Origin of the sequence: Cellulophaga sp. F20128, assembly GCF_023015805.1 — a bacterium.
Classification (GTDB): Bacteria; Bacteroidota; Bacteroidia; order Flavobacteriales; family Flavobacteriaceae; genus Cellulophaga.
Genome location: NZ_JALKBA010000003.1, coordinates 270,134 through 291,945, shown reverse-complemented (window position 1 = coordinate 291,945; position 21,812 = coordinate 270,134). Strand labels below are relative to the sequence as shown.

23 protein-coding genes are annotated in these 21,812 nt (G+C 33.9%); 16 read left to right on the top strand and 7 right to left on the bottom strand.

What is annotated here, in order from left to right; translation table 11 throughout:
- Window positions 1-9: 9 nt before the first annotated feature.
- The 3 genes from MWU65_RS05095 to MWU65_RS05085 form a co-directional block, all read right to left on the bottom strand.
- On the bottom strand, window positions 10-306 hold the full coding sequence (locus MWU65_RS05095) for a chaperone modulator CbpM (RefSeq protein WP_247076099.1): 297 nt from the start codon (window positions 304-306) through the stop codon (window positions 10-12).
- Window positions 307-308: 2 nt separating this feature from the next.
- Window positions 309-1,202, bottom strand: coding sequence for a J domain-containing protein (locus MWU65_RS05090; protein WP_247076098.1), 894 nt, complete (start codon window positions 1,200-1,202; stop codon window positions 309-311).
- Window positions 1,203-1,267: 65 nt separating this feature from the next.
- On the bottom strand, window positions 1,268-1,678 hold the full coding sequence (locus MWU65_RS05085; RefSeq protein ID WP_247076097.1) for a hypothetical protein: 411 nt from the start codon (window positions 1,676-1,678) through the stop codon (window positions 1,268-1,270).
- A gap of 292 nt (window positions 1,679-1,970) precedes the next feature.
- Here MWU65_RS05085 and MWU65_RS05080 point away from each other — a divergent pair, with 292 nt between their 5' ends.
- From MWU65_RS05080 to MWU65_RS05060, 5 genes are all read left to right on the top strand, one after another.
- Window positions 1,971-2,816 (top strand): universal stress protein, encoded by an 846-nt coding sequence (locus MWU65_RS05080; RefSeq protein WP_247076096.1) that lies wholly within the window; start codon window positions 1,971-1,973, stop codon window positions 2,814-2,816.
- Window positions 2,817-2,830: 14 nt separating this feature from the next.
- On the top strand, window positions 2,831-3,694 hold the full coding sequence (locus MWU65_RS05075) for a universal stress protein (protein ID WP_247076095.1): 864 nt from the start codon (window positions 2,831-2,833) through the stop codon (window positions 3,692-3,694).
- Window positions 3,695-3,738: 44 nt separating this feature from the next.
- The gene (locus tag MWU65_RS05070) at window positions 3,739-4,566 is read left to right on the top strand and encodes a universal stress protein (protein WP_247076094.1); all 828 of its coding nucleotides are present in this window, start codon (window positions 3,739-3,741) and stop codon (window positions 4,564-4,566) included.
- A 175-nt stretch (window positions 4,567-4,741) separates the two neighbouring features.
- Window positions 4,742-5,584, top strand: coding sequence for an ATP cone domain-containing protein (locus MWU65_RS05065; RefSeq protein ID WP_247076093.1), 843 nt, complete (start codon window positions 4,742-4,744; stop codon window positions 5,582-5,584).
- Window positions 5,585-5,591: 7 nt separating this feature from the next.
- Window positions 5,592-6,965 (top strand): MBL fold metallo-hydrolase, encoded by a 1,374-nt coding sequence (locus tag MWU65_RS05060; RefSeq protein ID WP_247076092.1) that lies wholly within the window; start codon window positions 5,592-5,594, stop codon window positions 6,963-6,965.
- A gap of 65 nt (window positions 6,966-7,030) precedes the next feature.
- Here the strand turns inward: MWU65_RS05060 and MWU65_RS05055 are convergent, their stop codons facing one another.
- Window positions 7,031-7,726 (bottom strand): Crp/Fnr family transcriptional regulator, encoded by a 696-nt coding sequence (locus MWU65_RS05055; protein ID WP_247076091.1) that lies wholly within the window; start codon window positions 7,724-7,726, stop codon window positions 7,031-7,033.
- Between the two features lie 101 nt (window positions 7,727-7,827).
- Here MWU65_RS05055 and icd point away from each other — a divergent pair, with 101 nt between their 5' ends.
- The 3 genes from icd to MWU65_RS05040 are packed head-to-tail and all read left to right on the top strand — an operon-like array spanning window position 7,828 to window position 11,172.
- A complete protein-coding gene (icd, locus tag MWU65_RS05050) occupies window positions 7,828-9,048 on the top strand; it encodes an NADP-dependent isocitrate dehydrogenase (protein ID WP_247076090.1) in 1,221 nt (406 codons plus the stop codon).
- A gap of 43 nt (window positions 9,049-9,091) precedes the next feature.
- Window positions 9,092-9,469, top strand: a complete 378-nt coding sequence (locus tag MWU65_RS17690; RefSeq protein ID WP_281501007.1) for a DUF983 domain-containing protein — start codon at window positions 9,092-9,094, stop codon at window positions 9,467-9,469.
- A gap of 53 nt (window positions 9,470-9,522) precedes the next feature.
- Window positions 9,523-11,172 (top strand): SulP family inorganic anion transporter, encoded by a 1,650-nt coding sequence (locus MWU65_RS05040; protein ID WP_247076089.1) that lies wholly within the window; start codon window positions 9,523-9,525, stop codon window positions 11,170-11,172.
- A gap of 84 nt (window positions 11,173-11,256) precedes the next feature.
- Here MWU65_RS05040 and MWU65_RS05035 read toward each other — a convergent pair whose 3' ends face one another.
- The 3 genes from MWU65_RS05035 to MWU65_RS05025 are packed head-to-tail and all read right to left on the bottom strand — an operon-like array spanning window position 11,257 to window position 13,378.
- Entirely contained in the window at window positions 11,257-12,501 is a 1,245-nt protein-coding gene (locus MWU65_RS05035; protein WP_247076088.1) for an aminotransferase class I/II-fold pyridoxal phosphate-dependent enzyme, read from the bottom strand.
- A gap of 38 nt (window positions 12,502-12,539) precedes the next feature.
- Complete coding sequence (locus MWU65_RS05030; RefSeq protein ID WP_247076087.1) at window positions 12,540-12,800, bottom strand: hypothetical protein; 261 nt, start codon at window positions 12,798-12,800, stop codon at window positions 12,540-12,542.
- On the bottom strand, window positions 12,782-13,378 hold the full coding sequence (locus MWU65_RS05025) for a class I SAM-dependent methyltransferase (RefSeq protein WP_247076086.1): 597 nt from the start codon (window positions 13,376-13,378) through the stop codon (window positions 12,782-12,784). The genes MWU65_RS05030 and MWU65_RS05025 overlap by 19 nt, the downstream gene beginning before the upstream one ends.
- Window positions 13,379-13,982: 604 nt before the next feature.
- Between MWU65_RS05025 and MWU65_RS05020 the strand changes: the two genes are divergently transcribed.
- The 8 genes from MWU65_RS05020 to MWU65_RS04985 all read left to right on the top strand — a co-directional run bounded on the left by MWU65_RS05020 (window position 13,983) and on the right by MWU65_RS04985 (window position 21,653).
- Complete coding sequence (locus tag MWU65_RS05020; protein ID WP_247076085.1) at window positions 13,983-14,663, top strand: Crp/Fnr family transcriptional regulator; 681 nt, start codon at window positions 13,983-13,985, stop codon at window positions 14,661-14,663.
- A 184-nt stretch (window positions 14,664-14,847) separates the two neighbouring features.
- Window positions 14,848-15,480, top strand: a complete 633-nt coding sequence (locus tag MWU65_RS05015; protein ID WP_247076084.1) for a Crp/Fnr family transcriptional regulator — start codon at window positions 14,848-14,850, stop codon at window positions 15,478-15,480.
- A 344-nt stretch (window positions 15,481-15,824) separates the two neighbouring features.
- Window positions 15,825-17,234, top strand: coding sequence for an MBL fold metallo-hydrolase (locus MWU65_RS05010; protein WP_247076083.1), 1,410 nt, complete (start codon window positions 15,825-15,827; stop codon window positions 17,232-17,234).
- 18 nt (window positions 17,235-17,252) lie between these two features.
- Window positions 17,253-17,597, top strand: coding sequence for a rhodanese-like domain-containing protein (locus MWU65_RS05005; RefSeq protein ID WP_281501006.1), 345 nt, complete (start codon window positions 17,253-17,255; stop codon window positions 17,595-17,597).
- Between the two features lie 189 nt (window positions 17,598-17,786).
- A complete protein-coding gene (gene trxA, locus MWU65_RS05000) occupies window positions 17,787-18,080 on the top strand; it encodes a thioredoxin (protein ID WP_247076082.1) in 294 nt (97 codons plus the stop codon).
- Window positions 18,081-18,082: 2 nt separating this feature from the next.
- On the top strand, window positions 18,083-18,667 hold the full coding sequence (locus MWU65_RS04995; protein WP_247076081.1) for a TPMT family class I SAM-dependent methyltransferase: 585 nt from the start codon (window positions 18,083-18,085) through the stop codon (window positions 18,665-18,667).
- Window positions 18,668-19,118: 451 nt separating this feature from the next.
- Entirely contained in the window at window positions 19,119-20,429 is a 1,311-nt protein-coding gene (locus MWU65_RS04990) for a TolC family protein (protein ID WP_247076080.1), read from the top strand.
- Window positions 20,430-20,576: 147 nt separating this feature from the next.
- Window positions 20,577-21,653 (top strand): efflux RND transporter periplasmic adaptor subunit, encoded by a 1,077-nt coding sequence (locus MWU65_RS04985; protein WP_247076079.1) that lies wholly within the window; start codon window positions 20,577-20,579, stop codon window positions 21,651-21,653.
- The last annotated feature ends 159 nt before the right edge of the window (window positions 21,654-21,812 follow it).

Below are 21,812 nucleotides of genomic sequence, written 5' to 3'. Positions count from 1 at the left end.
GTATGCTGATTATAAATCTTCGTAAGAATTTAACTTATTCTTTAGGGTTTTAACTTGAGATTGAAGACTTTCTACTTGTTTTAATAAATTGTAAATCGCATCAATTCCTTCAAGATTTATATGGAGCTCATAATGCAAGCGTATCATTTTTTCAAGGTCGTAAATTTGATTCGTTCGCAGGTAGTGTTCATTATCAGTTACGGTAATCTCTACGAGCTCATATTCCTGTAGTGCTGTAATAAAGGTTATAGGAACCTTGTAATGCGTACAAAAATGTTGGATTGAAATAAGGTTTGTTGTGTTCATAATTATCGCAATTTTGAAAGTTCAGTAAAGAGTTCTTTTTCTTTGGCTGAAAGGTTTACCGGCATTTTTATAGAGTAGGTTACATATAAATCGCCAAATTGCCCTTCTTTTTTATATTTTGGAAATCCTTTTCCTGTGAGTTTTACTTTTGTTCCGTTCTGCGTCTCAGGTTTTACCGTCAGTTTTACTTTTCCGTCTATGGTATCCACGGTTATCTCCCCGCCTAAAAGTGCTTTGTAGATATCCAAATCAACCGAAGCATATAAATTAGAGCCATCTCTTCTAAATTGAGTTGTATTGCGTATTGAAAATTCAATATACAAATCACCATTTGGCCCTCCATTAACCCCTTTTCCTCCGTGGCCTTTTATTTTTATGATCTGCCCATTTTCTACACCCGCAGGAATGGTGATCCGTATATTTTTAGCATTGACTGTTAATGTTTGTTTGTGCGAACGGTAAACATCCTCGAGGTTCAGCTCTAATTTTGCGTTAAAATCTTGTCCTCTAAATTTTGCTTCTCTACGCCCACCTTTAGCCTTAGAACCCCCAAAGGTTGCACTGAAAAAATCTGAAAAATCACTCTCCGAATACCCGCCAAAATCACCTTGATATGTTTGTTGTTGGGCATTTTGTTTTTGTTGTTGCTTTGCTTTTTCGTACGCTTCTGCATGTTGCCAATGTTCCCCATGGTCATCGTATTTTTTACGATTTTCTGGGTTACTCAAGACTTCATTGGCCTCGTTAATTTCTTTGAATTTTTGTTCAGCTTCTTTATCGTTAGGATTGAGATCTGGGTGATACTTCCGAGCAAGTTTCCGATAAGCTTTTTTTATATCGCCTTCAGTTGCCTTTTTAGTGACTCCTAATATGCTGTAATAATCTATAAATGCCATTTATTAATAATTTAATAGGTAAGATGAATATTTAAAAAGGATTCCACGTTATAATTATACTTAAGTTATGCTTTTTTTAATTCGATGTCAAGTCTTGCTAGCATAATTAATTCTGCTTTATTAATTCCAGCAAATGCATGTGCAATGGATGATGCTGTTTTTATAATTAACTTTTTTACCTCATCGGTAAACAAATGGGGTTTCTTGTTTTTATAGTGCACAAATTCGTCATAGCAGGTTGTAGCATCAAGTTCGTCTGTTGCTCTTAGATTGTCAAAAACCACTTCCATTTGATCGGTAGCATCAACATCAAAGGAATCGTCAATAGCATCGACAACTAACCATTGGTCTCTTACTAGTTTCTTTAACTGTGCAAACTCTTCTACTCTTACTTTACCATCAGCAGCCGCAATAGCATAAAATAACTTGCCTAAATTTTGATAAAACCGCATTGACATTCTCTTTTTAGAATTCATCCTTTTAATTTTATATTGAATTTAAAATTAGCAATTTTTGATGTAGTATAGTATACAATAAATCAATTACATTCAACTTCAACTAGAACAACAATATACGTTATTCTTTCATTGGATTAAATCAACTTATTGCCATAAAATCATTAACTTATCCTCAGATTTACAACAACTTAAACTCTAAATAACACTATACAAAGTTTTCACTTTACTTTACAATAATAACATGATATATATCATATTTTAGAAGTAATGAAGGCGGTAACTTTATCCAAGTCATCTAAATACACACGCTATGTTATCCATATTACTTCCAACTGATTTTTCAGAAAACGCTATGAATGCTATTAAATATGCTTTGGAGTTTTTTAAATATCAACATACCGAATTTTATTTTATGCATGCTTACCAGAATGAGTTTTATAATCATAAGGATTTAAAATCTCGTGAGGTTTTTGGGGATGTTTTGATGACCGTTAGAAATGAATCTCAAGCGAACCTAGAAAACTTACTGCAGGAGGTAAAAGATATCTCGCATAACCCGAGGTATACCTACCATACCATATCTGCGAATAACAATTTGGTTGAAGAGGCTCAGCTTACCGCTATTGCTAAAAACATTGATTTAATAGTAATGGGTACAAAGGGCGTATCTAATGATCGTGACATTGAATTTGGCAGCCAAACCCTTGCAGTGTTAAAATACGTAAAATGTCCGGTTTTGGCAATTCCTGCCTTGTATTCAAACACACAACCAAAACATATTTTATTTCCGACCAACTATTTAGTTCCCTACAAACGACGAGAATTAAAACTTCTGTCGGTTTTAGCAAAATCTTACCGAAGCAGTATCGATGTACTATATGTTTCTAACAGCGAGCAATTATCTATTAGGCAAGAGGACAACAAAGTATTTTTAGCCCTTACCCTGCAAGAGAATAAGGTTAATTTTTTACATGAAAGCAGCGATAATGTAGCTTCAACAATTAAAAATTATATAAAAGAAAAGAATATTGATGTGATAACTATGGTCAATACCCAACATTCATTTTTAGAAACTCTATTATTTCCATCTACAATTGATGCAGTGAGTCTTGGTTTACAGATTCCACTATTGGCGATGCAAAACATCACACGTTAATAATTCTCCAAGCTATGAAACACATACTTTTACCAACAGATTTTTCGGAAAATTCATGGAACGGCATTGCTTATGCTATGCAATTATTTAAGGAAGAAGAATGCACCTTTTACCTATACCATGCCTACACCCCAATTATTTATCACCTTGAATATGTACTCGTGAATCCAGAGCAATTTGGTATTGTAGATACCATAAAAAATACTGCAGAAGAAAACCTAAACCAATTGGTGTTGAGAATCTCTACAACCTTTAAAAACAATAAAAAGCATAATTTTAAAACCTATGCCAAATTTGATGCCTTTATATCGGGCATACAAGCCTTTGTACAAAAGTATCCTATTGATCTCATTGTTGTGGGAACCAAAGGGGCCACGGGTGCAAAGGAAGTGTTGTTTGGCTCAAATACCGTACAACTATTTCAAAAAGTAAAATGCCCTATTTTGGCTATTCCTTCAGCGTTTACATATGAGGCTCCACAAGAAATTCTCTTTCCAACAGATTTAGAGGTAAGTTATAAAAACTCAAAACTCAGTTTCCTCAAAAATTTGGCCGTATCTAAGCATGCTAGAGTAAATGCTATGCACGTTTCAACAGGTAATGATCTCACGGAAATACAAGAAAACAACAAAGCCCAATTAGAAATTTTGTTCCAGGAAACGGCATTTTTATTTCATGCCGTAAAGAGTATGAATATCTCCGATGCTGTCAATGAATTTCAGCTCAAATATAAAATTAACCTGTTGGCTATGATTAATAACAAACATTCCTTTTTTGAAAGTTTGTTCTTTAAAAATACTATCAATCAGATTGGATTTCATTTAACGATTCCATTTTTGGTAATACCATCAATGGCCACAGACCTTGATAATAAATAGCAATTAAACCATAAAAATTATATATAAACGTAAGACGAACGACTATGAGAAAAAAGATTCTATTCCCAACAGATTTTTCAGACAATGCATGGAGCGCTGCGGTTTACGCCTTAAATCTCTATGCTCACGAAAAATGTACCTTTTATTTTTTGAACTCCACGAAAGTGACAGTATCTCGAATGTCTAATATGACAAATAAGCTGTCAAAAATTATGGAAGTTAACGCACTAAAAGAACTAACAGAGCTAAAGGAAATGGCAGAAGCTTCAAATACGAATGTTAAGCATGAATTTAACAGCATTTTAAGCTCTGACGATTTAAATACAGCCATAGAAAAAGCTGTGAAAAAATTCAGTATAGACCTTGTAGTTATGGGAACTAAAGGTGCTACAAAAGCCAAAGGACTTTTTTTTGGAAGTAATACCGTAAACACTATTGAAAAAATAAAATTAGCACCGGTATTAGTTGTACCAGATGAATATGATTATGTTGAACCGAAGCAAATAGCCTTCCCTACAGATTATAATCGTACTTATGGAGAAGTATTACTTCCTTTAAAACATATGGCATCTTTGTTTAATTCTAAACTAAGAATAGTACATATTAACGAAAAAGATAAATTAACAGCAGCGCAAAGTAATAACTTGGAGATGCTAAAATTATATCTAAAGGATTATTCCTGTAGTTTCCATTGGATGCCAGAATATGCAAAGAAAACACAAGAGATAAATAATTTTATTGATGAATTAGACATTAATTTACTTGTAATGGTAAATTATAAGCACAGTTTTATAGAAGATATTATTAAAGAACCTGTGATCAAAAAAATTGGATTTCAACCTTTAATTCCTTTGCTAGTAATACCAGAATAGTTACCGGGTTACTACAATTTTTACAAGGGAAGTTATCCGTATTCTTAAAATTTCAGGAAACCGCTTCTGGCTAAATTTAGCTGTAACAACGAATTCAATAATTATTGCTTTTATGAGATCGTTGGATTAAACTGCGTAAGTAATTGATTTTAATAAATTTCAAATACCGTTCAATATGGATATACAAAATATAGAAATAATTAAATCTTCAGGTGAAAAGGTGAAATTTTCACTGGAAAAATTACGTACATCCTTAAACAGAACTGGAGCAGATACCAAAATTGTGAATCAAATTTTAGACAAAGTTCGAGATGAACTTTATCAAGGCATATCCACCAAGGAAATTTACAATAGGGCCTTCGCCTTACTTAAAAAAAACAATAGTCATTTGGCCTCAAAGTACAAGCTCAAAAAAGCTATTTATGAACTAGGTCCCACTGGCTTCCCATTTGAACGCTTTGTGAGTGCAATTCTCAGTTATTCAGGGTACAGTACTGAAGTGGGCACCATTTTACAAGGTAAATGTGTATCGCACGAGATAGATATAATAGCCTCTAAAAATTCCGAAGCTACAATTATTGAGTGTAAATTTCACAGTGCCCAAGGTCTTAATTGCAATGTTAAAATACCTTTATATATCAACTCAAGGTATCAAGATGTTAAAGCCAACTGGACTAATAGCACTAAAAAGAAAAGTGCACTTACGCAAGGCTGGGTTGTGACCAATACACGATTTACGCAAGATGCAATTCAATTTGGCAATTGTGTTGGTTTGTATTTATTAAGTTGGGATTATCCATTAAACGACGGTTTAAAAGACAGAATAGATCGTTTGGGCTTGTATCCAATTACAGTTTCAACATTACTTAGCAACCGAGAAAAACAATTTCTTTTAAGTAGGTCTATTGTGCTCTGTAGAGATTTAATTAATGATAAATTTTACTTAGATCACTTGGGAGTTTCTGAAGTACGGAAAACAAAAATTTTACAAGAAATTTCACTATTATGTGCCAACTAATAATACCATGGAAAAATTTGGAAAAATAAACTTTTTAGGTGCAGCCGGAGTTGTCACTGGTTCTAAATTTCTTATTGAAACCTCAGAAAAAAACATACTTGTTGATTGTGGAATGTTTCAAGGATTAAAAGAACTAAGAGAATTAAACTGGAGTGACCTACCAATAGAAGTTGCTTCCGTTGATATTGTATTAATAACCCATGGTCACTTAGACCATATTGGTTATTTACCCCGTCTACTTAAACAAGGTTTTAAAGGTCGAATTACGGGAACCGCACCAAGCTTGGCTATAGCGACTATTATTCTAAGGGATAGCGCAAAAATCCATGAAGAAGAAGCTAGTAAGGCAAATAAAGAAAATTATAGCAAACATAACCCTGCATTACCCTTTTACACCAAAAGGGAGGCTGAGGCTATTATAGCATTATTTGAAGTAGAGGAGGAAGACAAATGGGTACAGTTATCGGCTCATATTTCCTATCGTTTTCAATACAACGGTCATATTATAGGTGCAACTTTTATTGAAATTGAAATTAAAGGGAAGCGCTTTGTCTTTTCTGGGGATATTGGCAGACAGGATGATTATTTATTGAATAATCCTAAAACTCCAGAATGGGCAGATTTCTTGTTTATGGAGAGTACATATGGCAACAAAAATCACCCGGAAGTGAGTGTGGAGAACACTTTAGTAGAAATCATTACAGAAACAATACAGAACCATGGAAATTTAATCATTCCTAGTTTTGCAGTGGAAAGGCTTCAAACTTTAATGTATATCCTTTGGAAATTGTATAAACTCAATAAAATTCCAAATATCCCCATATTTATTGATAGTCCTATGGGAAACAATGTGCTTGAAGTTTTTAAAAATTTCCCGGATTGGCATAAATTAACTAGTCAAGAATACAATGCAATGTGTAACCATTTTAAGATCATAGAATGCTATAAAGAAACATGGGAAACTATTGACGACCCTAGATCTAAAATTATAATTGCAGGTAGTGGTATGGTTACGGGCGGACGTGTATTAACCTATTTACAACAGCTTATAGATGAGCCCTCTACGACCGTTTTATTAGCTGGGTATCAAGCGGAAGGTACTCGGGGCAGACAACTTCAGGAAGGCGCACACGAAATTAGATTTTTCGGTAAATATTACCCAGTTAAGGCCACTATAAAAAATATTGAAAGCTTATCTGGACATGCCGATCAACAAGGGTTGCTAAACTGGATGAAAACAATTAAAAATATTCCAGAAAAAGTTTATTTACTTCATGGAGAACCAATTGCCCTAGATGCTTTTAGAGTTAAAATAGAACAGGTATATGGCTGGAATGTTTGCATTCCAAAAATATCAGACGTAGAAAAAGTAGTTCTCTAAAATCCCTTTTGAAATTATAAAAAAGATGATTTGGTTCCCCAATGAATCACTAAGTTTACTTAAGCTCAGGAATTCATATCTATATTTAACAATTGAAATAGGGTACCTTTGTTTTTTATAGAAATAATTCTTTTATCTATTGCAATTACTCCTTCATCCTTAAACTGTTTTAATATCCTTCCTAAGCTTTCAGGGGAAGTGCCTATAATATTAGCCAAATCTTCTCGCGTTAAATCAATACCTCCAACGTTGAAATGCTTCTGAAAACGATTTTCTAGAATTAGCAAATTAATAGCTAAGCGTGCATTTAGATTTTTTTGAGCAAGTACAGCAATAATATTGGCCAGAACCCCAAATTCATGACCAATATTTTTTGTAAAAGTGTGTTGCAAAGTAGGTATGTCTTGTAACAATTGAAAAAAAACATCTTTAGCTATAAAATTCACTTCCAAATCTTCCAATGCTTCGCAAGAATCTTGATACCGTTCTTCTCCAAATAAAGCGTGATATCCTAATACATCTCCATTGGTGTATATATAAAAAATTTGTTCTACTCCAGAAAAACCGTGCTTAAATTTTTTTGCTTTTCCTTTTTTAATTTGAAAAATACCGGTAGGGATTCCTTCTTCATAAAACAAGAGCCCACCTTTCTTTATGGTCAATGGCTCCATAGTATTATAAACTACTTTCTTTTCTTCAGAAGTCAATACCTCAAAAAGTTGATCACTCTGAAAATCAAATTGTGTATAGAAATTTTTCATCAATCAAATATATAATAAAAAACACATAAAAACATAACAATTGTTATGTTTTTAAATAACATTTATGGTATATTTGCATTCAATTTAACTTAGTTTTCAATATGAATGAAAGTAAAATAAGTTTAGTTAATGGAAAGCTCCACGTTCCCAATAAACCCATAATCCCATTTATTGAAGGTGACGGGACTGGTCCAGATATTTGGAAAGCCACTAAAATGGTAATTGATACTGCTATTCTAAAAGCATATGGTGATTACAGAGCAATTAAATGGAAAGAAGTATATGCCGGTGAAAAGGCTTTTGAAAAAACTGGGGAATGGTTACCAGAAACTACTATTAAAAGTATTGAGAAATATCTTGTAGCCATTAAAGGACCTTTAACTACACCTATAGGTGGTGGAATGCGATCTCTTAATGTGGCTTTACGGCAACAACTTGATTTATATGCATGTGTTAGACCTGTTAAATGGTATAAAGGCGTACCCTCCCCTGTTAAAAATCCCGAAAAGGTAGATATGGTTATTTTTAGGGAAAACACGGAAGATATTTACGCAGGTATTGAATGGATGAATGGTACTCCTGAACTCGAAAAAGTAAAAAACTTTCTAATCAATGAGATGGGTGTAACTGACATTCGCTTTCCCAATACTGTATCTATAGGAATTAAACCCGTTTCAAAAGAAGGAACCGAGCGTTTGGTGAGAGCTGCTATTCAATATGCCATTGACCATAAAAAAGATTCGGTAACTATTGTTCATAAAGGGAATATTATGAAATTTACCGAAGGCAAATTCAAAGAATGGGGCTATCAGTTGGCCCAAGATGAATTTTCCGCGAAAGATTATGAAGGTGGTCCTTGGCAGGTTATTCATAGCGGTGGACATCAACTAATTATAAAGGATGTCATTGCCGATGCTTTTTTGCAACAAATTATTTTGAGACCTGAGCAATATGATATTATTGCAACATTAAACTTAAATGGGGATTACATTTCTGATGCTTTGGCTGCCATAGTAGGTGGAATTGGAATTGCACCAGGTGCCAACATCAATTATAAAACAGGAGTTTCCATATTTGAAGCAACACATGGTACAGCGCCCAAATACAAAGATCAAGATAAGGTAAACCCATCTTCAGAAATCCTTTCTGGTGTCATGATGTTGGAATATTTAGGATGGCAAGAAGCCGCTGATCTAATAGTTAAAGGTTTAAAAGGTGCTATTCACAACAAAACCGTCACCTATGATTTCGAAAGATTAATGAAGGATGCCACGTTACTTAAATGTTCTGAATTTGGGAAAGCAATAGTTGACAATATGTAAATTTATTTGAGAAAAAATTGTTCACTTTAAAAGAAAATAGTCAATGAAAAGGGGAACCAAGCTGTACAGTATTTTAAAATTAAAATGTCCACGTTGTCAAATTGGAAATTTATTCAATAATCCAGGATTATTTGTATTTTCAAGAATCTTAGAAATGCCAGATAAATGCTCTTCTTGCAAGCAAAATTTTAAGATGGAACCAGGGTTTTATACAGCTGCTTTATGGATAAGCTATCCTATGGTAGTACTAATTTTTATACCGTTACTAATACTAGGATTCTCTTTACATAGTCTAAACGGTTTTTTTACAATTATATACCCCTTTATTATACTCTTTAGTTTTATGTTACAGATTCCATTAATGCGTATCTCAAGAGCTATTTTGTTGAATATGACCATAGATTATACAACAAACAGGTAAAACATACTAAAATTTTAAGCGCCTTATTTATTAAATGATTAATCTATAAACCAATGGGCAAAGAATTTATACCAAAATTATTTTCCCTTTTAAAACAGGGGATATCCAAGGAAACTATAACAAAAGATACTCTTTCGGGATTAATTGTGGGGATAGTTGCTTTGCCCTTGGCTATTGCCTTTGCCATAGCCTCCGGTGTTTCTCCTGAAAAGGGAATAGTAACCGCAATTATAGCTGGAATCATTATTTCGACTTTTGGAGGTAGTCGGGTTCAAATAGGGGGTCCTACCGGAGCTTTTATTGTTATTGTTTATGGCATTGTTCAACAATACGGGACAGACGGCTTAACCATCGCTACTTTTATGGCTGGTTTTATAATTATCGGATTTGGATTAGCACGACTCGGAAATTTATTAAAATACATCCCATATTCTCTAATTGTTGGATTCACAAGTGGGATTGCCCTTATTATTTTCTCCTCTCAAATTAATGACTTTTTTGGCCTTCATATTACTAAATTACCTGCTGATTTTATAGATAAATGGATGGTATATTTTAGTAATTTTCATAAAATTAATTGGTATGCAATTAGTATTGCCTTGGCAACCGTACTGATTACACTTTATTTCCAAAAAATTATAAAAAAAATTCCGGGGTCTATTATTGCCATAATTCTATCTACCATAGTTGTCGTTGTATTTGATCTTCCGGTAGATACCATTGAAAGTAATTTTGGGAATATCCCCAACCAGTTGGGCTTGCCCCATATACCCAATGTTAATTTTGATACCATTAAAGCGCTTATTCAACCTGCATTTGCTATTGCCATTTTAGGAAGTATAGAATCGCTCCTTTCTGCCGTGGTATCCGATTCGATGATAGGTGGTAAACACCGTTCAAATATGGAGTTAATAGCACAAGGAGCGGCCAATATCTTCTCTTCTCTCTTTGGTGGAATCCCCGCTACGGGGGCCATTGCAAGAACCGCAACCAATGTAAAAAACGGAGGACGCACCCCTATTGCCGGTATCGTGCACGCTCTAGTCTTATTGGCTATTATGCTTTTATTTGCACCCTATGCCAAATTAATCCCTATGTCATGTTTAGCCGGTATTCTAATGGTTGTTGCGTATCATATGAGCGAATGGAAACAATTCAGATCTATTCTAAAAGGCAATAGAATGGATGTTGTTATCTTACTGACTACATTTTTTCTCACCGTTATCTTTGATTTGGTAATAGCCATAGAAATTGGTATCGTATTATCCAGTTTTATGTTTATGAAAAGAATGAGTGAATCTATTAAAATACAGGATTTTTCGTCCGAAAATGGTAATGACGAGCATCTTTTTGATGAAGAACTATTGGATATACCTAAAGGAGTTATTTTGTATGAAATTAATGGCCCCCTATTCTTTGGAGCGGCCAGACAATTTCAGGAAACCATTACCAATACTCATATACAGCCCCAAGTTATTATCATTAGAATGCGCTATGTACCATTAATAGATGCTACAGGATACCAGAGTATCAAAGCAATTATAAAAACCTATAAGACCAGAAAAATAAAGGTCATAATTTCAGGTATCGGGAAACCCTTGCGGAAAGATTTTAAAAAAAATGAAATTTTCTCCTTTATAGCAGATGATCTTGTTGTAGAAGATATTGATACCGCTATTAAAAAGGCCAAAGAATTTTTGTAGTTCAGCAGAATGGACAAGAACAAAAAGGCTATTCATGATCAAATGTAAAGCCTTTTTGTCTTAATTCTATATTGAAAAATTGAATCACATTACTGTTTCAATCTCCTCCTTTTTATAATGACCATTTATAAGCTTTAATTTTATCTCACTAAAAGCAGTAATAGTTCTACTTACATCTTCTAAGCTATGATCTGCCGTTGGAATTAATCTTAAAATAATCATCCCTTTTGGAACCACAGGATATACTACCATGGAACAAAAAATATGGTGGTTTTCACGTAAATCACTAACCAATGCTGTAGCTTCTTCAATTGTTCCATTTAAATATATTGGAGTAATAGGTGAGTTTGTATTGCCAATATCAAAACCTGCATCTGTTAATCCATTTTGCAATGCTTCTGTGGTTCGCCATAATCTTTCTCTTAATAGTGGTCTTGTTCGCATCAATTCAAGACGCTTTAAAGCTCCAAAAACCATTGGCATGGGTAAAGCTTTTGCAAAGATTTGAGACCGCATATTATATTTGAAAAACATTATGGCCTCTTTAGTACTTGCAATAAAGGCTCCTATTCCTGCAAATGACTTTGCAAAGGTCCCAAAATAAAAGTCAATCCCATCTTGAACTCCTTGTTCTTCACCTGTCCCTGCCCCTGTTTTTCCCATACAGCCTATGCCATGTGCATCATCGACTAATAATGAAAAGCAATATTTTTCTTTTAAAGAGACAATTTCTTTAAGTTTCCCTTGGTCACCACGCATGCCAAAAACTCCTTCGGTAATTACTAAAATTGCACCTTTGGTTTTTTGTGTTATTTTTTGAGCACGGCGTAATTGTTTTTCACAATCTTCAATATCATTATGTTTAAAAACAAACCGTTGTCCCATATGTAATCTTGCACCGTCTAAAATACAAGCGTGAGACTCTGCATCGTACACAATAACATCATTCCTATCTACCAAACTATCAATTATGGATACCATACCTTGATAGCCATAGTTTAACAGAAAAGCATCTTCTTTGCCTACATAATCTGCAATTTCTGTTTCAAAGCTTTCATGGAGTTCAGTATTTCCACTCATCATTCTAGCTCCCATAGGATATGCTAATCCATAACGCCTTGCCCCTTCCCTATCGGCCGTTCTAACTTCTGGGTGGTTTGCCAATCCTAAGTAATTATTAAGACTCCATACTAATTTCTCTTTCCCATTAAAAATCATTTTGTTGCTAATTTCACCTTCTAGTCGTGGATAGGCATAATAACCATGTGCATAGTGTGCGTGTTCACCCAAGGGACCTAGACGTGTTTCTAGTTTTTCAAGTATATTCATAAATTAAGTTTAAAATTAATTATAATGTTGTTCACTTTTTACATTTTAAGTAGTTTAGCAATGAATGACTTTAGTTCTTTTATTGCATTAATTTCATCATCGGTTTTAGAAATAGATCTGTTTTTAAGAAAACTTAAGAAGTAAATCCGATAAGTTTCATCTGTCAAAATATTATGCATAGTAACATTTGTAAAACCAATGATTTGGAGTTTTTTAACACCCTGAACTAATAGTAATTCCTTACTTTTTTGTATTCGTTTTAATTGCTTATCCATAAACGTTAAAATTTCTTTTTCCAAAAGTTTAGTTTCCCATTATAGGCCGTAAATTCTAAATCAAAACCCTCAGGAATTTCTACCCAGGTACTCCAATAGGTCACCAGTTTAGTACCTATGGCTGTATTTTTTAATTGATTTGCTACATATTCTGAATACGTGGTATATAATTTCTCGTCTAAAACAACTTTGTTGTCTATTAAAAATGAATGATCTATGTTTTCATAAAAAGGATTATAAAAATAAAATGCATCATAATCCGAAAAGGAAACCTCTGTAATATTGGAGTGAATAAAGGTTACATTATTGACTTTATGAGTTTTTGCAATTTTTTGTGACAACTTAATGAGCCTCTCTCGTTGCTCAACACCATAAAAATGACCTTTTGTAGACGTAGCTCCTATCAAACAAAATTTCCCTACTCCAGAGCCAATATCCAAAACTTTACAATTAGGTTTATGAACTAAATAATCAGCTGATATTTGAGCTACTTCTACAGACGTCCAATGGTGTTCTGAAAGCCTTTGGATACTCAAGGGGTAAAGGGTATTAAAAAGTTTGTCACCTATGTCGATATGTAATCGCAGGTTTTTGAATATCATTTTATAAATTGTATATTATTTTACAATGGAAATAAGGCAACTACTACCCATTTTTACTGTTTGTTATTTTTCCTTATTTGTTCTGCCTTCCTACCTTCTCCAAATATCTATACTTTCAATGGCCATTTTTGACAACGTAGATGATTTTTATTATCACCCAGACTTTAAAAGTATTTTGAAATACTTATTTTATTTCTATATTTTTTTGTGCCTTTGGACATAACACATTACTATATTTACAATAAACACAACAATCGTCACTATTGGTTATTCCAAAAAAAGTATGACAAAAAACACACTGATTATTAATATGTTTACCTATTAGTGGCATTTTTTGTTTGTATTTTGAGCCGCAGTTAGGACAGCACATCATAGCTTCTTTATTGTTTTTTAGCATAGGCTGTATTTATTTAATTTTCAAGTAATTTATAGTGCTTCATAGTAGATTTCATTGTTATTTTGTTAATTCGGAATGAACTCTATTCTTAGGTGTAAAAGTACAAGGCCAAAAAGCAATGGAGCTTAATTGGAATCTTGCAAAAATTTGATTTAAATCAAGTTTTGAATTAGAAAACAAATTAAGATTTAACTTTACGGCACAATTATGATTACTAAATTTAAATTCAATAGCCAATATATCTTAAGCGAATTACCTTCTGCTGAAAAGGCAATGCTTGAAAAAATTATGCACGATAAAAAGTTCCGTAAAAACCAACCTATATTTACGGAAGGGACATTGCCTCCTGGTATTTTTTACTTACAAAGCGGGAAAGTAAAAAAATATAAAATGGACAATGACGGACGTGAACAAATCATATACATCTATAAGCAAGGGGAATTTTTTGGCTATTCATCTGTTTTAAGCGAGAGCAGCTATGGAGATACTGCAGTTGCTATAGAAAATTCTATTATCTCATTTATTAGTACAAAAGATTTTAATGAAATACTTGAAAATTCTTCATCATTTTCACGTTTATTATTAAAAAGCTTAAGCCATGAATTTAATGTATTGGCAAATCTAATGGCGGTACTATCACAGCGTACCGTAAGAGAGCGAGTAGCTCTTAATTTATTAATTTTACAAGATAAATATAAAGTTGACGGTGTTTTAACAACAACGATTAAGCTCTCTCGCTCCGATTTAGCGAATATGGCAGGTACAGTTGTTGAAACCTTGGCTCGTGTACTACATGATTTTAAATACGATAAACTTATTACTATTGATGGTCGTAAAATTCAATTATTAAACATTGAACGTCTCATCCAAATAGCTAATTTTTATTAATTTAATTCCTTATTAAGTTTAGGGTTTACAATAAAACGAAATGAATTGCTATATATCATTATTATATCACTTAGTTTTATGATTGGATCTAAGGGAATATTGATCTTCATTTACAGCGGTTTTACTAGTGAAGCAGTATCCCAACCTATTTGGTTACTATGTTTAAAAAAAATAACTTTACAAGATGATTCAAGAATTGAAAACTAGCTATGGACATTTATTTGAAGACGCTTTAATCAATGAGATCATTCAAGTAGGCACCTATAAAGAAATACCAGAAGGCCATAAAATGATGGAAATAGGAGACTATGTAAAATCAATGCCTTTGCTTATTTCTGGCGCAATTAAAATTATGAGAGAAGATAGTAATGGGGATGAATTATTATTGTACTATTTAGAAAAAGGAGAAACATGTTCCATGACTATGGCATGTTGCCTAGGCCAACAGAAAAGTGAAATAAGAGCTATCGCTGAAACAGACGCCAAACTCATTATGGTACCCGTTTCTAAAATGGAAGAATGGACAAAAAACTATAAATCTTGGCGTAATTTTGTTTTTGAAAGTTACCACAATAGAATCAATGAACTACTGACTACGGTAGACAGTATTGCCTTCTATAAATTGGATGAACGCCTAATACAATATTTAAAAGAAAAGGCAAGGATTAATAATGATCATCGCATTAAAAATACACATCAAGAAATTGCGTATGACCTTCACACTTCAAGAGTAGTGATCTCTAGATTATTAAAAAAACTAGAACAGTTGGGTAAAATAGAATTGCACAGAAATTTTATAAAAATAATAAATTTATAAACTCATCATTGCCATATTTACCCCATACTATGTCGTTCTGGGAGGCATACAAATAATCAACTAAAAAAGTACTATAGAAGGCTGTTGGGGTTTTTACATTTATTGTACTAATTAATATTTTAACCCTAAATCTACTGGTTGTATCCTCTCTTAACCAGCTACTTTTATCCTACCTCCTGCGCGAAATTTTGATTTTCTTAAAACAGTAAAATTCGCCAACTTCCTAGTAAAACTATCAGTATTAAGCTTCCAATAGCAGTGGTTTTAAAGAAATAAACACTGTAACTTATGTTACTGTGAGTAAAGACAATAGATTATACCTTTGACCTATTAATTATAGAAAAATGAAAATAGAACAAATTTATACAGGTTGCTTAGCACAAGGAGCTTACTATATAGAAAGCAAGGGAGAAGTAGCTATAATTGACCCTTTAAGAGAGGTTAGCCCTTATTTAGATAGGACAAAATTAGACAAGGGCAAAATTAAATACATCTTTGAAACACATTTTCACGCAGACTTTGTTAGCGGCCATATAACCCTTGCAAAAGCAACTGGTGCTAAGATCATTTATGGTCCAAATGCAGATCCTTCATTTGAAGCTACCATCGCAAAGGATGGTCAGGATTTTGCGTTAGGTGAAATTACAATTACAGCGCTACATACGCCAGGGCATACAATGGAAAGTACCTCCTACCTTTTAAGAGATAAGAATGGTAAAGACCACGCCTTGTTCACAGGAGATACCTTATTTCTAGGTGATGTTGGTCGGCCAGATCTTGCTCAAAAAGCATCAAATATGACACAAGAAGAACTTGCTGGAACCTTATTTGACAGCCTACGTACTAAAATAATGCCATTGGCCGATGATGTTATCGTATATCCTGCACATGGCGCTGGTTCTGCCTGTGGTAAAAATATGATGAAAGAAACCGTAGACACCTTAGGGAATCAAAAGGAAGTTAATTACGCCTTACGAAGCGATATGACCAAGGAAGAATTCATCAATGAAGTAACAGAGGGGCTTTTACCTCCACCAGCCTATTTTCCAATGAATGTAAAGATGAATAAAGAGGGCTACAAAGATATTAACGAGGTTCTAGCCCAGGGAGAAAATGCATTGAGCCCTAAAGCCTTTGAAGTTGCTGCTAATGAAACAGGAGCTGTTATTCTCGATGTGCGACATCAAGATGATTTCGCTAAAGGTCATATCCCAGGTGCAATCTTTATCGGTATTGATGGAAATTTTGCGCCATGGGTAGGCGATTTGATAAAAGATGTGCAACAGCCCATTCTTTTAGTGGCCCATAAAGACCGGATAAAAGAAACTATTACGCGACTTTCTAGAGTTGGTTTTGACAATACCTTAGGATATTTAAAAGGTGGGTTTGAAGCCTGGAAAAAAACAGCTAATGAATATGATACGGTTTCATCCATAAAGGCCATAACATTTAAAGAAATTATAGAGGTAACTGATGTGCCCGTTTTTGATGTTCGAAAAGAAAATGAATTTGCATCAGAACATGTTTTAAATGCAATTAATACGCCTTTGGGTGCTATTAACAACCATTTAGCCGAGTTCCCAACAAATGAACTGTTTTACATACATTGTGCCGGAGGATATAGAAGTATGATTGCTGCCTCTATTTTAAAAAATCGCGGTATTCATAACTTCATTAATATTGAAGAAGGCTTTACTTCTATTAAAGAAATAGGCATAGAGGTATCTCACTTTATTTGCCCAACAACCCTATAAAAAAATAAACGATAAACAATGATATCACTATTAAGAACAATTTTCGGCATAAAGTCAAAGCAAAATAATGCTATTAAAAAATTAGATGCTCAAACATTTAAAGAGGCTATAGCTTCTAAAAAAATCCAATTAATTGATGTAAGAACCCCAAATGAGTTTCAGTCTGGGCATATAGTCCGAGCCAAAAATATAGATTACTTTTCTGGCGTATTTCAAACAGAATTTAATAAATTAGACAAAGATATGCCCGTTTATATCTACTGTAGAAGTGGCGCCCGGAGCAGACAAGCAGCCAACAAGCTATCGGCCATGGGGTTTAACGAAATTTACGATTTAAAAGGTGGCATATCTAACTACAACTAAACCTATGACGGCATCGCTAGTTATACAAAATGTAAGCGTTGCACCCATACGATAACAACAAAAATGTCTGAAATACAATATATTTTAGGCATTGATATGGCTATAAAAAAAAGATAAGTATCTTTCAGTTCTTTAAATGAAGTGAGGGGCATATGGCGTATTACATTTGATCAATAAATTAAAAAAGGTATGAGCAAATTTTCAGAAATAATAAATCAAGACAAACCTGTTTTAGTCGATTTTTTTGCCGAATGGTGTGGACCATGTAAAATGATGAGTCCCATTTTAAAACAGGTTAAAGATAATTTAGGTGATCGTGTTTCGATCCTTAAAATAGACGTTGACAAAAATCAGCCCTTAGCAGCAAAATACCAAGTAAGAGGCGTACCCACTATGATACTCTTTAAAAATGGGGCACAGGTTTGGAGACAATCTGGAGTGGTGCAAAAAGAGGAACTCATTCAAATAATTACAGCATCCTAAGTATGGATCTAACAGAGACCTTTTGGGATGACAGATATATCTCTAACGATATTGGTTGGGATTTAGGTGTTGTTTCACCTCCAATAAAAACCTATATTGATCAACTGTCTCAAAAAGACATCCAGATTCTAATTCCAGGTGGTGGACATAGCTATGAAGCCGAATATCTCCATTTAAATGGTTTCAAAAATGTATATGTTGTAGATGTATCAAAAACAGCACTCCACCATTTAAAATCCAGGGTTCCCTCTTTTCCGGAATCACATCTTATACAGCTCGATTTTTTTGAGCTAGAAATGACTTTCGATTTAATTCTTGAACAAACTTTTTTCTGCGCTATTCACCCAAAATTGAGACCAACGTATGCAAAAAAAACCTATGATTTATTACATACGAAAGGAAAGGTTGTAGGCTTACTTTTTAATGTTCCCCTAAACACTACACATCCGCCGTTTGGTGGTAGTAAAGAAGAGTATTTACCCTATTTTGACCCTTATTTTTACATTCTAAAAATGGAGAAAGCAACGAACTCTATCGAGAGTAGAAAAGGGAAAGAATTATTTTTTAAAATTGAAAAGAAAACCTAATTATTTCCTAAATAAATAAGACTACTCCAATCCTTTTTTTTAGAAATTTAATAGTCCCTTTTACAGCCCAGATACAACCAAAGCCGTTTTTCAATGAGGAAAACTTGTAGGAGATTGGTAATGTCTTACAGCGAGTTTGCATTAAAAATTCAATAGCATACTAAAGGTCTCACCCATTGTCACACTCTATTCATTCCGTCTTACTATAGTTGTATGCCCATCCTCTAGCCCTTTCATTAAAAAACCTGAAGGAATAAATGGCTAAGATATTTAGGTAGAACAAAACTAAAATTCACAATAAAAATTTACTTTTTTTAGACTGCTCTAGAAAAGGCGAGATAGCTATTAAAAGGCAAACTTGTTCACCTACAAACAAAGTTGTGCCTAGGTAACCTTTGTTACTGACCAGAGATTTTATCTACGCTACATTTGTTACCTAAATTAATAGTTAATGAAAAAGCATATTTTCTATCTTCTTGTACTCTTCACTTTCACCTTGTCCGTTCAAAGCCAAGATGTAATCCCTATTTCCAAAACCGAGGTTTTAGTTAAGGTTACAGACAAGAATACTTCTATTAAAATTTCTGAAGAAGATTTTAATGCTGCTAAGGGTGATTATAGACAAACCAATGCTGTTTTTTTACCCAATATAACGGCAAGTCATACTGGTATTGCTACCACCAACCCCTTGATGGCATTTGGATCTAAATTAAATCAGGAAATTTTAGCATCAAACGATTTTAATCCTTCAGTATTAAACAACCCTTCTCAAATTGAAAACTTTGCTACAAAATTCGAAATTCAGCAACCCTTACTTAATTTAGACGGTTTTTTTCAGCGCAAAGCGGCAAAGTCTACAATGGAAGCAATGTTATTAAAAACAGCACGGACTTCCGATTATTTAGCATTGGAAGTTGATAAGTCCTATATGGAATTACAATTAGCATATAAGGCCGTAGCTGTTTTAGAAAAAGCATTGGAAGCTGCCCAAGCCAATAAAAATTTTATTGCAAACAGTTTTACACAAGGCTATGTACAACGTACAGATGTATTACAAGTAGAAGTGCATATGACCGAGGTACAAAATCAATTACAACAGGCTAAAAGCAATCTGCAAAATGCCTCTAATTATTTGTCCTATTTAATGAATGATGAAACCTACGTGATCTACCAACCTAGCGATAGCCTGTCTATTAATGCATTAAATAGTAACACCTCCAAAAACATTTCTAAAAACAGGTCGGACATTAAAGCTATGCAGTTGGCAACCAATGCCTATGAAGCAATGAATAAAGCGGATAAAATGGCATTTTTACCAAGACTGAATGCGTTTGGGAGCTTTGAACTTTATGATGATGAAATTTTTCAAGGGGATGCCAAGGGTTACCTCTTTGGCGCACAAATACAGTGGGATATTTTTAAAGGTTCTAAGCGTTTTGGAAAGGTTCAAAAAAGTACCGCCGAAGTTCAAAAATCGAAATTAGAATACAAGCAATATGTTTCGCAAAGTAATTTGGAGTTGAATAAAGCAAAACGGGCTTTTACAGACGCTGAAAACAAATTAAAACTGACCTCCTTAGCTATGGAACAATCGGAAGAATCGCTAAGAATATTTAGCAACCGATTTAAAGAAGGGCTTGAAAAAACTTCAGATGTATTATTGGCAGAAACAAAATATGCCCAAAAACAACTGGCATACTATCAAACCATTTTTGAATACAACTACGCACAGGCCTATTTACAATTTTTAACAAAAGAATAAAAGAAGAGTTCATCTGGTAGTTGCTGTATTTAGAGAGTACCACAATGAACATGAAGGAAAAGCAGCATTAAAATATAATGTAATACAGGAGCAAGTGAAACTTGTGGAAATGCAACAAAACTTAAAAACATGAAAAAAATCAATACAATGAAAAAAATTCATACCATACTAACATTTTCTATAGTCCTTTTCGTTGGGAGTTGTGGACCAAAAGACCAAAAATTGGTGGAAGATAATTCACCAGCAATATCTGTTACAACCAGTCTGGTTGCCGTAAATGGCAGCAGTCCTTTTTTAAGTGTAAGTGGAAAAATACAAGCAATCCAAAGTGCTGATATAAGTACCAGGATAATGGGTTATGTTTCTAAAGTATATGTTAATGTGGGCGATAACGTACAAAAAGGTCAGTTGTTAGTAGCGATTAACAATACAGACTTACAGGCAAAAAGAGCGCAAGTAAATGCTGGAATAACCCAAGCTACAGTTGCTTTCACTACTGCACAAACGGATTACAAACGCTATAAAAATTTGTTTGCAAAACAAAGTGCATCTCAAAAGGAGATGGATGATATGACGGCGAATTTTGAAATAGCAAAGGCACAATTAGAATCTGCAAACCAAATGAAAAACGAAGTTAACGCTCAGTTTGCTTACAGTAATATAACGGCTCCGTTTAGCGGAGTTATTACGGCTCAAAACAGTAAAGAAGGTGCTATGGCAAATCCGGGTATGCCTATAATAAGTATGGAAGCACCAGGGAATTTTGAAGTGATGGCGCTAGTCCCTGAAACGGAAATTACTGAAATTAAAAAGGGAACAACTGTTGCTGTGGTGGTAAAATCAATCCATAAAACGATCGCAGGAAAAGTTATGGAAGTGAGCAGTTCGGCAAAAAATACAGGAGGTCAATACTTAGTAAAAATAGAATTGGATAAAACAGATGCAAATATCTTATCTGGCATGTTTACAACGGTACAATTTCCAGTGGAAAGAAAAGAGCAAGTAAGGACGGTTATGATACCAAAGCAAGCTATTGTTACAAACGGACAGTTATCGGGTGTTTATACCGTAAGTCAGCGTAATACAGCCTTACTGCGCTGGTTACGTCTGGGACGAAGTTTTGGAGATCAGGTAGAGGTATTATCGGGCTTACAAGCAGATGAAGCCTATATCGTCTCTGCTGAAGGCAAACTTTACAATGGGGTGAGGGTTAATCTTCAATAGGTTGTATTGAAGATACGACTAGGTTTTAAAAATCATGGTGCACTAAAAAATAAAAAATATCGCGTTAAGGATAGAAACGACATCCTTTTTACGTCAATTCGAGTGAATTTGCCCGAGCAAATTTGTATCGAGAACAAGTAAAAAGATATAGTGGATAGC

Coding starts and splice junctions, on each gene's coding strand:
- MWU65_RS05095 (WP_247076099.1), bottom strand. CDS start 306: ATGAACACAACAAACCTTATTTCAATCCAACATTTTTGTACGCATTAC.
- MWU65_RS05090 (WP_247076098.1), bottom strand. CDS start 1,202: ATGGCATTTATAGATTATTACAGCATATTAGGAGTCACTAAAAAGGCA.
- MWU65_RS05085 (WP_247076097.1), bottom strand. CDS start 1,678: ATGAATTCTAAAAAGAGAATGTCAATGCGGTTTTATCAAAATTTAGGC.
- MWU65_RS05080 (WP_247076096.1), top strand. CDS start 1,971: ATGTTATCCATATTACTTCCAACTGATTTTTCAGAAAACGCTATGAAT.
- MWU65_RS05075 (WP_247076095.1), top strand. CDS start 2,831: ATGAAACACATACTTTTACCAACAGATTTTTCGGAAAATTCATGGAAC.
- MWU65_RS05070 (WP_247076094.1), top strand. CDS start 3,739: ATGAGAAAAAAGATTCTATTCCCAACAGATTTTTCAGACAATGCATGG.
- MWU65_RS05065 (WP_247076093.1), top strand. CDS start 4,742: ATGGATATACAAAATATAGAAATAATTAAATCTTCAGGTGAAAAGGTG.
- MWU65_RS05060 (WP_247076092.1), top strand. CDS start 5,592: ATGGAAAAATTTGGAAAAATAAACTTTTTAGGTGCAGCCGGAGTTGTC.
- MWU65_RS05055 (WP_247076091.1), bottom strand. CDS start 7,726: ATGAAAAATTTCTATACACAATTTGATTTTCAGAGTGATCAACTTTTT.
- icd (WP_247076090.1), top strand. CDS start 7,828: ATGAATGAAAGTAAAATAAGTTTAGTTAATGGAAAGCTCCACGTTCCC.
- MWU65_RS17690 (WP_281501007.1), top strand. CDS start 9,092: ATGAAAAGGGGAACCAAGCTGTACAGTATTTTAAAATTAAAATGTCCA.
- MWU65_RS05040 (WP_247076089.1), top strand. CDS start 9,523: ATGGGCAAAGAATTTATACCAAAATTATTTTCCCTTTTAAAACAGGGG.
- MWU65_RS05035 (WP_247076088.1), bottom strand. CDS start 12,501: ATGAATATACTTGAAAAACTAGAAACACGTCTAGGTCCCTTGGGTGAA.
- MWU65_RS05025 (WP_247076086.1), bottom strand. CDS start 13,378: ATGATATTCAAAAACCTGCGATTACATATCGACATAGGTGACAAACTT.
- MWU65_RS05020 (WP_247076085.1), top strand. CDS start 13,983: ATGATTACTAAATTTAAATTCAATAGCCAATATATCTTAAGCGAATTA.
- MWU65_RS05015 (WP_247076084.1), top strand. CDS start 14,848: ATGATTCAAGAATTGAAAACTAGCTATGGACATTTATTTGAAGACGCT.
- MWU65_RS05010 (WP_247076083.1), top strand. CDS start 15,825: ATGAAAATAGAACAAATTTATACAGGTTGCTTAGCACAAGGAGCTTAC.
- MWU65_RS05005 (WP_281501006.1), top strand. CDS start 17,253: ATGATATCACTATTAAGAACAATTTTCGGCATAAAGTCAAAGCAAAAT.
- trxA (WP_247076082.1), top strand. CDS start 17,787: ATGAGCAAATTTTCAGAAATAATAAATCAAGACAAACCTGTTTTAGTC.
- MWU65_RS04995 (WP_247076081.1), top strand. CDS start 18,083: ATGGATCTAACAGAGACCTTTTGGGATGACAGATATATCTCTAACGAT.
- MWU65_RS04990 (WP_247076080.1), top strand. CDS start 19,119: ATGAAAAAGCATATTTTCTATCTTCTTGTACTCTTCACTTTCACCTTG.
- MWU65_RS04985 (WP_247076079.1), top strand. CDS start 20,577: ATGAAAAAAATTCATACCATACTAACATTTTCTATAGTCCTTTTCGTT.